11 protein-coding genes are annotated in these 12,768 nt (G+C 63.1%); 8 read left to right on the forward strand and 3 right to left on the reverse strand.

Annotated elements, in window-relative coordinates; genetic code table 11:
- The first annotated feature begins 121 nt into the window (after positions 1–121).
- From phbB to HB778_RS11515, 6 genes are all read left to right on the forward strand, one after another.
- Positions 122–847, forward strand: coding sequence for an acetoacetyl-CoA reductase (gene phbB / locus HB778_RS11490; protein WP_095201186.1), 726 nt, complete (start codon positions 122–124; stop codon positions 845–847).
- 171 nt (positions 848–1,018) lie between these two features.
- Complete coding sequence (locus tag HB778_RS11495) at positions 1,019–1,321, forward strand: hypothetical protein (RefSeq protein ID WP_183463884.1); 303 nt, start codon at positions 1,019–1,021, stop codon at positions 1,319–1,321.
- A 234-nt stretch (positions 1,322–1,555) separates the two neighbouring features.
- The gene (locus tag HB778_RS11500; protein ID WP_183463886.1) at positions 1,556–5,050 is read left to right on the forward strand and encodes a helicase-related protein; all 3,495 of its coding nucleotides are present in this window, start codon (positions 1,556–1,558) and stop codon (positions 5,048–5,050) included.
- 15 nt (positions 5,051–5,065) lie between these two features.
- The gene (locus HB778_RS11505; protein ID WP_183463888.1) at positions 5,066–5,452 is read left to right on the forward strand and encodes an RNA-binding S4 domain-containing protein; all 387 of its coding nucleotides are present in this window, start codon (positions 5,066–5,068) and stop codon (positions 5,450–5,452) included.
- A 244-nt stretch (positions 5,453–5,696) separates the two neighbouring features.
- A complete protein-coding gene (gene fdxA / locus HB778_RS11510; RefSeq protein ID WP_095201183.1) occupies positions 5,697–6,035 on the forward strand; it encodes a ferredoxin FdxA in 339 nt (112 codons plus the stop codon).
- A 369-nt stretch (positions 6,036–6,404) separates the two neighbouring features.
- Positions 6,405–6,986 (forward strand): CarD family transcriptional regulator, encoded by a 582-nt coding sequence (locus HB778_RS11515; RefSeq protein WP_010911999.1) that lies wholly within the window; start codon positions 6,405–6,407, stop codon positions 6,984–6,986.
- Between the two features lie 78 nt (positions 6,987–7,064).
- Here the strand turns inward: HB778_RS11515 and HB778_RS11520 are convergent, their stop codons facing one another.
- From HB778_RS11520 to HB778_RS11530, 3 genes are all read right to left on the reverse strand, one after another.
- A complete protein-coding gene (locus HB778_RS11520) occupies positions 7,065–7,838 on the reverse strand; it encodes an amino acid ABC transporter ATP-binding protein (RefSeq protein ID WP_183463890.1) in 774 nt (257 codons plus the stop codon).
- Entirely contained in the window at positions 7,835–8,515 is a 681-nt protein-coding gene (locus HB778_RS11525) for an amino acid ABC transporter permease (protein WP_095201181.1), read from the reverse strand. The genes HB778_RS11520 and HB778_RS11525 overlap by 4 nt, the downstream gene beginning before the upstream one ends.
- Positions 8,516–8,652: 137 nt before the next feature.
- Positions 8,653–9,426, reverse strand: coding sequence for an amino acid ABC transporter substrate-binding protein (locus tag HB778_RS11530; RefSeq protein WP_183463892.1), 774 nt, complete (start codon positions 9,424–9,426; stop codon positions 8,653–8,655).
- 325 nt (positions 9,427–9,751) lie between these two features.
- On the opposite strand from HB778_RS11530, the gene HB778_RS11535 reads away from it, so the two are divergent.
- Positions 9,752–10,615 (forward strand): RNA polymerase factor sigma-32, encoded by an 864-nt coding sequence (locus HB778_RS11535; protein ID WP_095201179.1) that lies wholly within the window; start codon positions 9,752–9,754, stop codon positions 10,613–10,615.
- A gap of 173 nt (positions 10,616–10,788) precedes the next feature.
- Complete coding sequence (locus tag HB778_RS11540) at positions 10,789–12,744, forward strand: caspase family protein (protein ID WP_183463894.1); 1,956 nt, start codon at positions 10,789–10,791, stop codon at positions 12,742–12,744.
- Positions 12,745–12,768: the final 24 nt, after the last annotated feature.

Genomic DNA, 12,768 nt, shown 5'->3' on the forward strand with positions numbered 1-12,768 from the left:
AGAAGTGAATAGTGAATAGGGAGTAGCGAATAGGGAAGAATGGCTTCAGTGCGGCGGGACATCAAATCCCTACTCACTATTGGCTACTCCCTACTCGCTCTTCCGACCAAAGGGAGGACATATGACCAAGGTTGCAATCGTCACGGGCGGATCGCGCGGCATCGGTGCGGCGATCTCGATCGCTTTGAAAACCGCCGGCTATTCGGTCGCCGCGAACTATGCCGGCAATGATGAGGCGGCGGCGAAGTTCAAGGCCGAGACCGGCATTCCGGTCTACAAATGGTCGGTCGCCGATTATGACGCTTGCGCCGCCGGCATCAGCCGGGTCGAGGCCGACCTCGGCCCGGTCGCGGTGCTGGTCAACAATGCCGGCATCACCCGCGATGCCATGTTCCACAAGATCACCCGCGACCAGTGGAAAGAGGTCATCGACACCAATCTGTCCGGTGTTTTCAACATGACGCATCCACTGTGGAACGGCATGCGCGAGCGCAAGTTCGGCCGCGTCATCACCATCTCCTCGATCAACGGCCAGAAGGGCCAGGCCGGCCAGGTCAATTATTCCGCCGCCAAGGCTGGCGACATCGGCTTCAGCAAGGCTCTCGCTCAAGAGGGCGCGCGCGCGGGTATCACCGTCAATGTCATCTGCCCCGGCTACATCGCCACCGAAATGGTCAAGGCGATCGACGAGAAGGTGCTCAACGAGCGCATCCTGCCGCAGATCCCGGTCGGCCGCCTCGGCGAGCCGGAAGAGATCGCGCGCTGCGTTGTCTTCCTCGCTTCCGAAGACGCCGGCTTCATCACCGGCTCGACCATCACAGCCAATGGCGGCCAGTATTTCGCCTGACGTCCGGCGGATTCAGCCTGTGACGAACGGACCGGAAAACCGGTCCGTTTTCATTTGATGACTTGGCGCCGTCAAGATCCTGCTACGGCCCAATGCCCCAATCCGGCACGCAAAGGTTAACGGCGGCAGCGCCGCCTGTGCGAACCCTGTGGTCAAGCCTGTGGATTGTCGGTGGATAAGCTGTTCACAACACAAGATATTGAGGGAACAAAACGGGAAAATACCTTCGGCGCTGGTTTGTCGCCGATTCGTTCCGGCTTTGAGCGGAAGTTAACGTTAATGGCCCGGAATCCGCTGCAATCGCTTAACATCCGGTTCAGAAAGATTAACAATTTCATAATCTTGAGCGGTGGACACCGGGTCGCTGCCCTCGTTGCCCGGCAAAGGTTAAGGGCAGAGATCGCCCAGCATAAAATGGGCCAGTTCGACGATTCAGCATGTGGTGAGACTCATGGTCACAAAATCCATATGTAGCCGTGAACAAAAGCTGAATCTTGGCGAGTCACCGATTCGTCGCTGATTCGTTCCAGACTCGTTCCATCAGTTAAGCAGCAGCCAATTTAGCGCTGGACATAGAGGCCTTCGAGCCGCCGACGGAACATTCCGCTTTCGCTTCGCGCCCGAAATCCCTATGTGTCGCCTGTCATACGCGCCAGTTGAGGCACGCTCCCGACAACCAGAGGCCTGAAAGCCCATATTTCCGAGCCGATGAACATCCAGCCCAAACACACCGAGCCGCTGATCCTGTCGGGCCGCGACGTGACCGCCGTGCTTGGGCCGACCAACACCGGCAAGACCCATCTCGCCATCGAGCGCATGGTGGCGCACGAAACCGGTGTCATCGGCCTGCCGCTCAGGCTGCTGGCGCGGGAAGTCTATAGCCGCGTCTGCGAAAAGGTCGGCGCCCACAAGGTCGCGCTAATCACCGGCGAAGAGAAGATCCAGCCGCCGGGCGCCAAATATTCGGTCTGCACCGTCGAAGCCATGCCGCGCGAGACGGATGCCGCCTTCGTCGCCATCGACGAGGTGCAACTCGCCGGCGACCTCGAGCGCGGCCACATCTTCACCGACCGTATCCTGCATCTGCGTGGCCGCCAGGAAACGCTTTTGCTGGGCGCCGCCACCATGCACGGCATCCTGCAGCGCCTGCTGAAGGGCGTCTCGGTGGTGACCCGGCCGCGGCTATCGCATCTGGCCTATGCCGGTTCGAAGAAGCTGACCCGCCTGCCACGCCGCACCGCGATCGTCGCCTTCTCTGCCGACGAGGTCTACGCCATCGCCGAGCTGATCCGTCGCCAGCAGGGCGGTGCCGCCGTCGTGCTTGGCGCGCTCTCACCGCGCACCCGCAACGCCCAGGTGGCGCTGTTCCAGTCAGGCGATGTCGACTATCTCGTCGCCACCGACGCCATCGGCATGGGTCTCAACCTCGATCTCGACCATGTCGCCTTTGCCCAGAACCGCAAATTCGACGGCTACCAATATCGCAATCTGACGGCCGCCGAGCTTGGCCAGATCGCCGGCCGCGCTGGCCGGCATCTGCGCGACGGCACCTTTGGCGTCACCGGCCAGGTCGACCCGCTTGACGAGGACCTGGTCAAGAAGATCGAGAGCCATGATTTCGAGCCGGTGAAGGTGCTGCAGTGGCGCACCGCGCATTTCGACTTTGCCAGCCTAGATGCGCTGAAGCGCTCGATCGAGACCAACGCGCCGGTCGAGGGCCTGACGCGCGCGCTGCCGGCGGTCGACGCACAGGCGCTCGAATATCTCTCCCGCGACGGGGACATCCGCGCGCTTGCCACCGATGCCAAGCGCGTTGCCCTGCTGTGGGAAGCCTGTGCCCTGCCCGACTACAGGAAGATCGCGCCGGCCCAGCATGCCGACCTCATCGCCTCGATCTACATGGACCTCGCCCGCCACGGCCATGTCGACGAAAACTACATGGCCGAGCAGGTGCGCCGCGCCGACACCACCGAGGGCGACATCGACACGCTGTCGCACCGCATCGCCCAGATCCGCACCTGGACATTCGTGTCGAACCGGCCCGGCTGGCTGGCCGATCAGGCACACTGGCAGGAAAAGACGCGCGAAATCGAAGACAGATTGTCGGATGCGCTGCATGAGCGGTTGACGAAACGCTTCGTAGACCGCAGGACTTCCGTCCTCATGCGGCGCCTTAGAGAAAATACCATGCCTGAAGCCGAAATTAGTCCTACCGGAACCGTCCTTGTCGAAGGCCATCATGTCGGTGAGTTGCAAGGGTTCCGCTTCACCGCCGATCAGACCGCCGGCGGCGAAGACGCCAAGGCCGTGCGAACGGCCGCGCAAAAGGCGCTGGCCGCCGAATTCGAGGCGCGTGCCGAACGTTTTGGCGCCTGCGCCAATGGCGACTTGGCGCTCGGCTCGGACGGCACGCTGCGCTGGATCGGCGCACCGATCGGGACGCTGGTTTCCGGCGAGGACGCGCTGAAGCCGCGTCTGGTTCTGCTGGCCGACGAACAGCTGACCGGCCCGGCGCGCGACAAGGTCGCCGCGCGCGCCGAACGCTTCGTCAATTTCCAGATCGAGTCGCTGCTGAAGCCGCTGGTCGACCTGAAAAACGCCGACCAGATTTCCGGCATCGGCCGTGGCATCGCTTTCCAGCTGGTCGAGAATTTCGGCCTCATCAACCGCCGCGACATCGCTGAAGAGATGAAGTCGCTCGACCAGGAAGGCCGCGCGGCACTGCGCCGGCTTGGCGTGCGCTTCGGCGCCTATCACGTCTTCGTGCCGGCGCTGATCAAGCCGGCCCCTGCCGGGCTGGTGACCTTGCTGTGGGCGCTGAAGAACGACGGCAAGGACAAGCCTGGCTTCGGCGACGTGGTCCATGCGCTGGCGTCGGGCCGCACCTCCGTGGTCATCGATCCAGCCTTCGACAAGGCCTTCTACAAGCTTGCCGGCTACCGCAATCTCGGCCGCCGCGCCGTGCGCATCGACATTCTGGAGCGGCTGGCGGATCTCATCCGTCCGGCGACCAACTGGAAGCCTGGCCTCGGCCAGCGTCCGGACGGCGCTTATGACGGCCAGTCCTTCATGGTGACGCCGCCGATGATGTCGATCCTCGGCGCCACCGCCGACGACATGGAAGAAATCTTGAAAGGCCTGGGCTACCGCGCCGAGCCGAAGCCGGCGTCCGAGGTCAAGGCACGGCTGGAAGCGCAGGACAATGCCGCGCGGGAAGCCGCCGCAGCCAAGCTTGCGGCGGACGAAGCTGCGCGCGCCGAGCAGGCCAAGGCGGCGGAAGCCTCCGCTTCGGATGCGGCTGCGGAGGCGGCAGTTGAGGGTTCGGAACCGGCTGCTGCCGAGGCCGCCGTCGAAGTCCCCGCCGCGGTCATCGCGGAGACGGCGGCTGAGCCTGTCACGGAAGAGCAATCGGACACTCCGGCCCTGGCCACCGAAGAGCCTGCAACGGAGCCTGTCGCCGAAGCCGCTGCTGAACCTGCTCCCGAGCCCGTGGCGGAAACCATCGCTGACGTCACCGTCGCCGAAAGCGTCGACGCTGCCCTTACCTCCCCCTCGATGGGGGAGGTCGCGGCGCGAAGCGACGCGGGTGGGGGTGATGGCGCTGACGACGCAAGCAGTGCTGCCGAAACCAACGCGGCAGTTGATGCCGGCAGTGCTGACGGTACCGCCACTCCCCCCACCCCGGCGCAGCGCGCCGACCCTCCCCACGAGGGGGAGGGTGAAGTGGCCGAAGCGCCCAAGCCGATCCTGCTGTGGCGCCAGGGCCGGTTCGAACAGCGCCCCCGTCATCACGAAGGCCGCAACAACCGCCAGCGCAACGGACAAGCGCGCGGCCGAAACAATGCACCGGCCGACGCCGCCGGCGCGCAGGCAGTAGCCGCACCTGGAGACCGTCCCGCCCAGGAAGGGCGGCGCGACGGTGCCGGCAAGCCGCGCTTCGACCGTTCGAAGTTCAAGTCCAAGCCGCAAGCCGAAGGCGAACAGCGGCGCAATGCCCGCCCGCAAGGCGAGCGTCCCGACCGCCGCGAAGGCCGTCCCGACTGGAAGGGTGGCCGGCCCGAGGGCAAGGGCGGTCCCGATCGCGGCAAGGGCGGCGCAAAGCCGGCCTTCCAGCCGAAGCCGCGCGAGGAACGTCCGGTGCGCTTCGATCCGGACTCGCCCTTCGCCAAGCTCGCCGCCTTGCGCGACCAGCTGAAGAAGTAGGCTCGGTAGGGTTCGATGGTTGCCGAAGGCCGCCAGCGCATCGACAAATGGCTGTTCTTCTCGCGCGCCGTGAAATCGCGCTCGCTGGCGGCGAAGCTGGTCGTCGCCGGACGCGTGCGCATCAATCGCGACAAAGCAGCGCAGGCCTCCGATCAGGTCAAGCCGGGCGACGTGCTGACCATCACGCTCGACCGGCGCATTTTCGTCTGGAAGGTGCTCGGCGCCGGTGTCAGGCGCGGCCCGGCGGAGGAAGCCCGCACCCTCTATGAGGACATGTCGCCGCCGCCCACACCGAAGGGCGAGGCGCTTCCCGATGCTATTCCAGCGCTGCGCGAGGCCGGCAGCGGCCGCCCGACCAAGAGAGAACGCCGGCAGACCGACCGCCTGATTGGCGAAGAGTGAGACCGGCCGGAACGCGGGTAGCGATCCCAGGCCAACGGCGGACGCCGAACGGAACCGAACCCGCCAAACAAGATGCTCCCGGGACGTCACACGCCCTCGCCGCACCTGCAGTCTGGAATTCCTTTTCGGAAACGCCGAAGCCGCCGGGCATGGCAACCCTTGCAAGCGACGGACAAAGGCGTTACCTCACGGAAAAAGCCCAAGAAAACTGGCCCATTAAGCTGGGACATCCCGGAGCCGACCGATGACCTATGTCGTGACCGACAATTGCATCAAGTGCAAATATATGGACTGCATCGAGGTCTGTCCGGTCGACTGTTTCTACGAAGGCGAGAACATGCTCGTCATCCATCCCGACGAGTGCATCGACTGCGGCGTCTGCGAGCCCGAATGCCCGGCTGACGCGATCAAGCCTGACACCGAGCCAGGCCTCGACAAATGGCTGCAGATCAACACCGAATATGCCGACAAATGGCCCAACATCACCGCCAAGAAGGAACCGCCGGCCGACGCCAAGACCTTCGACGGCGAGGCGGGCAAGTTCGAGAAATACTTCTCGGCCGAGCCTGGCGAAGGCGATTGACAATACGGCCGTAAAGGCTTGTATGACGTTGCGTAACAGGCACGCTGGATTAACCGCCTTGACAGGCGGCGATTGGTTGTGGCCTTCGCGAATGCAGCAAAACCTTGATTCTTCCGACTTTTTGTGTTACATCAGCCAAACATGCCGGTGACACAACGTCGATTTATGGCGCAGACGCCCCAAATCACTGAAAGGTGAAGATCCCACTCCGGACCAGAGCGATCTGGGCCAGGCGGTCGCAATTCGTGCGGTTTGCCGGTCCCGGCCTTTCCGGTGGGTTCATCTGTTGTGCGGCTAACGATCGGTTTCCCCGGTCGCACGAGTTCAGCCGGCACCGCCGCCGGCCCACAACAAGGAGTTCAGGGCGTAATGGCAACGATCACCCCGCAGAAGAAGTCCACTGGTGCGCGTCATGGTTTCAAGACCGGCGAGTACATTGTCTACCCGGCGCATGGCGTCGGCCAGATCGTGTCGATCGACGAGCAGGAAGTGGCTGGCCACAAGCTGGAACTGTTCGTCATCGACTTCCAGAAGGACAAGATGCGCCTGAAGGTGCCGGTCGCCAAGGCGACCTCCATCGGCATGCGCAAGCTGTCGGAAGAGGATTATGTCGAGCGCGCGCTGAAGGTTGTGCAGGGCCGCGCCCGCGTCAAGCGCACCATGTGGTCGCGCCGCGCCCAGGAATATGATGCCAAGATCAATTCCGGCGACCTGATCTCGATCTCGGAAGTCGTGCGCGACCTCTATCGCGCCGACAACCAGCCGGAGCAGTCCTATTCCGAGCGTCAGCTCTATGAGGCGGCACTCGACCGCATGGCCCGCGAGATCGCGGCCGTCAACCGCATGTCGGAAACCGAAGCCGTGCGCCTGATCGAGGTCAACCTCAACAAGGGCCCTAAGCGTGGCGCCAAGGCCGACAATGAGGAAGCCGAGCAGGAAGAAGCTGCCTGAGTTCTTGAGCCTTTAAGCTCACGAAAAACCCGGCCTCGCGCCGGGTTTTTTGTTTCTCGGACAAGGCAAGGGCCGCGCCTACGCCTGGCCGCCGCCTTCCCTCTCCGCTTCCTGCTTCAGCGTCGCGATAAACCGCTTCGTCCGTTCACGCTCCGGATTGCCGAACAGCACGGCGGACGGCCCCTTTTCGACGATAACGCCGGCATCGAGGAACACCGCCTCCTGCGCAATCTTGGAGGCAAGGCGCAGATCATGCGTCGCCATCACCATGGTCGTGCCTTCGCTGGCGAGCTTGCCGAGCACATCGACCACCTCTTGCGCCAGTTCCGGATCGAGCGCGGAAGTCGGTTCGTCGCACAGCAACACCTTTGGCGACGGCGCCAAGGCGCGGGCGATCGCCACGCGCTGCTGCTGGCCGCCTGACAGCGTCGCCGGCCAGGCATCGGCCTTGTGCGCCATCCCGACCTTTTCCAGCAAAGCAAGCGCCCGCTCTCGGGCTCTCTCAGGCGACCACTTCAGCACCGTCACCAGTCCCTCCATCACATTCTCGATCGCGGTGCGATGCGGGAACAGCTGAAAATTCTGGAACACCATGCCGGTCTGCAGGCGCAGCCGCCTGATGTCTCCCGCCGGCACCTTGACGCCCGGACGGAATTCGAGCGTCTCGTCGCCGATGCGCACCGTGCCCGAGGTCGGGATCTCCAACAGGTTGATGCAGCGTAAGAGCGTGCTCTTGCCGCCGCCCGATGGGCCGACAAGCGCTGTGACGCTGCCTTCGGCAATGACGACGGTCACGCCCTTCAGAACGAGATTGTCGCCGAAGCGCTTCTCGATGTTGGTGAGGCCGATCATGAGCGTGCCTCCAGGAAGCCGCCATAGCGGTTGAGCCGGGTTTCCAGCCGCGTCTGCAAGGCCGACAGCACCGAACTCAGCGCCAGATAGAGGATCGCCGCCTCGACATAGAGGATCAGCGGCTCATAGGTGGTGGCGACGATGCGCTGCGCCGCCTGGAACATTTCCGGCACGGTGATGGCGGCGGCGAGCGACGTGTCCTTGACCAGAGAGATGAAGGTGTTGGAGAGCGGCGGCACCGCGACCCGCCCAGCTTGCGGCAGGATGGTGCGCCGCATCGCCTGGCTCCAGGTCATGCCGATCGAATAGGCGGCCTCCCACTGGCCTTTCGGCACCGAGCCGATGGCCGCGCGGATGATCTCCGACGTGTAGGCGCCGATGTTGAGCGTGAAGCCGATCAACGCTGCCGTGAAGGCGTCGAGCAGGATGCCGGCCGACGGCAGACCGTAGAAGATCAGGAACAGCTGCACCAAAAGCGGCGTGCCGCGGAAGATCCAGACATAGAAGCGCACGAGCATGACCAGCGGCTTCGGCCCGAACAGCCGGCCAAGCGCCGCACCGAGGCCGACGGTCAAGCCAAGGACGAAGGACAACAGCGTCAACGGTACCGTGAAGATCAGGGCGGCCCAGAGCAGCGAAGGCAGCGACTCGAGCATCAGTTGCAGCCAGTGCGGCACGAAAGACCCTCCGGGATGGTCGAGGTGGCTTCATCGAAGCGCGAATGCCTCAGCCATATCACGACAAAGCGGCGAGCCGTCAAAAGACGCTCGCCGCTGAGTGCTTTGCGGGACCGGGGCCGGCCCCACTCAAAAAGTTACTTCGAAACGTCCTGGCCGAAATAGGTGTCGGCGATCTTCTTGTAGGTGCCGTCGGCCTTGATGTCGGCCAGCGCCTTGTTGATGGCGGCGACCAGTTCCGGATCGCCCTTGCGCACGATGACGCCAGAATAGTCGGCGTTTTCCTCTTGCGCGGCGATCTTCACATTGGCGTCGGGCTTGTGCTTCTTGAAGTCGAGGAACGACAGGCTGTCATTGATGGTGGCGTCGGCGCGGCCGGTCAAAAGCAGCTGGATCGACTGGTCGAAGCCGTCGGTGCCGACCAGCTCGGCGCCGTTCGTCTCGGCCAGCTTGCCGAAGTTCGAGGTCAGCGACTGCGCCGACTTCTTTCCCTTGAGGTCGGCGAAGGTCTTGATGTCGGTGTTGTCGCCGCGCACGATCAGCACCGCCTTGGAGGCGATGTAGGGATCGGAGAAATCGTACTTGGCCTTGCGCGCGTCGGTGATGCCGACTTCGTTGATGACGGCGTCATAACGACTGACGTCGAGACCGGCGATCAGCCCGTCCCACTTGCCTTCGAGGAACTCGACCTTGACGCCGAGCTTGTCGGCGATTGCCTTGGCGATCTCGACGTCGAAGCCGACCAGGGCGCCGGAAGCGTCATGATAGGTGAAGGGTGCGTAGGTGCCCTCCGTGCCGATCTTGAAGGTGCCGGCCTGCTTGATCTGGTCGAGATTGGCGCCGGCGTGGCCAGCGGTGACCGCCAGGGCCTGCAGCGTTCCGGCGACGATAAGCGACTTGAGCCATTTCATTTTTTTGTGATCCCGTCCTTGGCCTGATGTCAGGCTTGTTGTGAGGACTGGAAAATGACAGATGCCGGTCGAAAGAATAAGGAACCAGATTTCAAAAACAAAGAAGTCCAGAAACCAAATTCTCTAAAAGCGATTTTTTGCAACGTTTGAAAGCTCCCGGCAACCGCATCGAAATCGCCCGGACGGCATCACGCGCCTGCCCGCGCCAGCGGAACCTTTCTCGCGCATGGCAGTTTTGGCTGTTCTAGGGCGCGACGCCGCGATTTCAACCGGTGCCCTGCCAGTTCGTAACGTCGGTTATATCGCCTGAGCCAGGGAGCGCCTCATGATGGAAGACACAGCAGGACGGATCATGGTCCGCGCGGCAATGAAGGCTCCCTACCTCGAACGCGATGAGGAACATCGGCTGGCCTTGCTCTGGAAGGAAGACAACGACCAGAACGCGTTGCACTGCATCACCGTCGCCCATATGCGGCTGGTCATTTCCATGGCCTCCAAATTCCGTCACTACGGCTTGCCGCTTGGCGACCTGATCCAGGAAGGCCATGTCGGCCTGTTGGAAGCCGCCGCCCGCTTCGAGCCCGAGCGCGAAGTGCGGTTTTCGACCTATGCGACGTGGTGGATACGCGCCTCTATGCAGGACTACATCCTGCGCAACTGGTCGATCGTACGTGGCGGAACGAGTTCCGCGCAGAAAGCCCTGTTCTTCAACCTGCGACGCCTGCGTGCCCGGCTGGCGAATGGCGCGGAGCCGCTCTCCAACACAACGCTCTACCGCGAGGTGTCGGTTGCGCTTGGCGTCTCCGAGGCCGATGTGGCGATGATGGATTCACGGCTGTCGGCGCCCGACTCCTCCCTGAATGCGCCGCTTGCCGATGATGCGGGCGCCACCGAGCGGATGGATTTCCTGGTTTCGGACGAACCCCTGCCCGACGAGATCGTCGGCGACAAGATCGATGTCGCGCGTCGTTCGCTTTGGCTGAAAGCGGCTCTCGCCGCCCTCAATGCCCGGGAGCTTCGCATCATCGAGGAACGTCGGCTTACCGACGAGGGCGCCACGCTCGAAGCCCTCGGCGAAACGCTGGGCATTTCCAAGGAACGCGTCCGCCAGATCGAGGCGCGCGCCATGGAAAAGCTCAAGGTCGCGCTGGTGAAACAGAACCCGGAATTTCTGGCGACAGCCGCTTGACGCTAATACAGAGATTCGAGATTTAAAATATAGGATTTATCTTAAATAACATATGTTACCAGCGTGGGGGATTCTATTCTTTTTAAACCTGCGAATTGTGATTTCTCTAACAGATCCAGGCATGGCAAAAAGCCTCTCTAGGCTACCGGACCAGAACGAAGGTGGGTTTTGCCATGCTGAAACGCTACGCGTTCCTCGCTGCCTTGATCCTCATGAGCCTCTCGGCGTTCGAGGCTCGCGCCGATCGAAGGGTTGCGCTCGTGATCGGCAATTCGCAGTACCGTGAAATCCCGACGCTCAAGAATCCGGACAAGGACGCTGAGGACGTTTCGAACACGTTCCGGCAGGCCGGCTTCGACGTGTTCGTCGCAAAGGACGTGACCAAGCTCCAATTCGAAGAGAAGTTCCGCAACTATCTGGCCGCCGCCGACGGCGCCGATCTCGCCGTCGTCTATTATTCCGGCCACGGCTTTCAGATCGGCGGCGAGAATTTCCTGATCCCGGTCGACGCGTCGTTGAAGGATGCGGCCGACATGGAGGTCCAGACAATCAGGCTTAACGACGTGCTGCAGCAATTGCGCGCGAAGTCGAAAATCCAGATGATCATTCTCGATGCCTGCCGCAACGATCCGTTCCCGCGCAAGGACTACTGGCTGCGCGACCAATTGATCGTCTCCGGCGGCACCGGGCTCGCGCAGGTAACAGGCTCGCAGAATGAGCTGATTGCCTTTGCCACCGAGCCCGGCGCTGTCGCTTATGACGGGTCCGGCGATCTCAGCCCCTTCTCATCGGCCTTTTCCCGCCGCGCGCTGGCGCCGAACCAGGAAATCCGCGCCGTCATGGCCGCCGTGCGGCGCGATGTGGTCAAGGCGACCAATGGCAGGCAGGTTCCGTGGGAGAATTCCTCGCTGATCGACGATGTCGTGCTGATGCGCGCGGCGGAGCAACCGGCGCTGCCGGCGTCCGACGCCCAGCAAAACCAGCAGGTGGCGGAGCGCGGGATCCAGGTCGCCGCGGCCGCCGAAGCCATCGAAAATCGTGACATCAGCGTCCCGGTCGGCGTCGGTCCGGTTGCGCTGAAGCTGGATTTTCCGACCAGCGATGTCTCGACCAGCCTCAAACTCGCTGGCTATCCGGCAGTTGGAACGCTGTCCTTGCCGGATCGCGTCCTGTCGCCGCAGTCGATCCTGATAGCCGCTGAAGTCGACCAATTGCGCTACGAGCCGCAGATCGGCTCGACGGCTCCCGTCGAGATTGGCTTTCAGATCCGCGCCGGCGACGCGTCGAAACGGGCGACGATGAAGCTGTCGCCGAGCGTCGACCCCTGCGACCAGGCAGCCGGCGAGCCGCTCGACCTGCAAGGCGTCGTCCCCGGCCGGTTATCGAACGAGATCGCAGACGGCGCGGTCGAAGCCTGCGAGGCGGCCGTGAAAGCCTATCCCGATGTCGCCCGCTTCCGTTACGAACTCGGGCGGGCGCTGCTGGCCGCCGGCAACATCGACGAGGCCAGGAAGGCCATCCACGAAGCGTCCGACAAGGGACACGTCCGCGCCGTCTACGAACTCGGCTACCTCGCCTCCTCGGGAATAGGCACGCCGGTGGATGCCACGCAAGCGAATGGTCTCTATTCGCAGGCATCCGACAGGGGCGACCCCTACGCCATGAGCGCGTGGGGCCGCGCCCTGTTCAATGGCGTTGGCGTGCAGCGCGATACCGGCAAAGGGCTTGACCTCATGCTCACGGCAGCAGCGATGGGGCATATCAGCGCCATGAATGATCTTGCGATGATCTTCAAAGACGGCCGCAATGGCGTGCCCGCCGATCCGGCCCGTGCCTTGGCTTTCCTCAAGGCTGGCATTGAACGGCAAGAGGCTTATTCGATGGGCATTCTCGGTCTTTCGCCCAGGCCAAGCACGCTGACGGTCGCGGCATGCACGCCCAAGGTGGTGACGAAAATCATCACGAAGATAAAGGTGATCCGTACACCTGTGCCAAAAGCGCCGCCGCCGAAGATCGGCAAGCCAAAGGCCCCGATAGTGCCAGGCGAAACCGGACCAGCGCCCTGGCGTGGCGGCAATGGCGGCGACCACTCTGACCACAGCACCGGCGGCGGCAACAGTGCCGGCTGACGACAGCGACGCCATGGCCGCACA

It is taken from the genome of Mesorhizobium huakuii (assembly GCF_014189455.1).
GTDB lineage: Bacteria > Pseudomonadota > Alphaproteobacteria > Rhizobiales > Rhizobiaceae > Mesorhizobium > Mesorhizobium huakuii_A.

Bases quoted from the DNA above. Each gene is read 5' to 3' on its own strand.
- phbB (WP_095201186.1), top strand. From the start codon at position 122: ATGACCAAGGTTGCAATCGTCACGGGCGGATCGCGCGGCATCGGTGCG.
- HB778_RS11500 (WP_183463886.1), top strand. From the start codon at position 1,556: ATGAACATCCAGCCCAAACACACCGAGCCGCTGATCCTGTCGGGCCGC.
- HB778_RS11505 (WP_183463888.1), top strand. From the start codon at position 5,066: ATGGTTGCCGAAGGCCGCCAGCGCATCGACAAATGGCTGTTCTTCTCG.
- fdxA (WP_095201183.1), top strand. From the start codon at position 5,697: ATGACCTATGTCGTGACCGACAATTGCATCAAGTGCAAATATATGGAC.
- HB778_RS11515 (WP_010911999.1), top strand. From the start codon at position 6,405: ATGGCAACGATCACCCCGCAGAAGAAGTCCACTGGTGCGCGTCATGGT.
- HB778_RS11520 (WP_183463890.1), bottom strand. From the start codon at position 7,838: ATGATCGGCCTCACCAACATCGAGAAGCGCTTCGGCGACAATCTCGTT.
- HB778_RS11530 (WP_183463892.1), bottom strand. From the start codon at position 9,426: ATGAAATGGCTCAAGTCGCTTATCGTCGCCGGAACGCTGCAGGCCCTG.
- HB778_RS11535 (WP_095201179.1), top strand. From the start codon at position 9,752: ATGATGGAAGACACAGCAGGACGGATCATGGTCCGCGCGGCAATGAAG.
- HB778_RS11540 (WP_183463894.1), top strand. From the start codon at position 10,789: ATGCTGAAACGCTACGCGTTCCTCGCTGCCTTGATCCTCATGAGCCTC.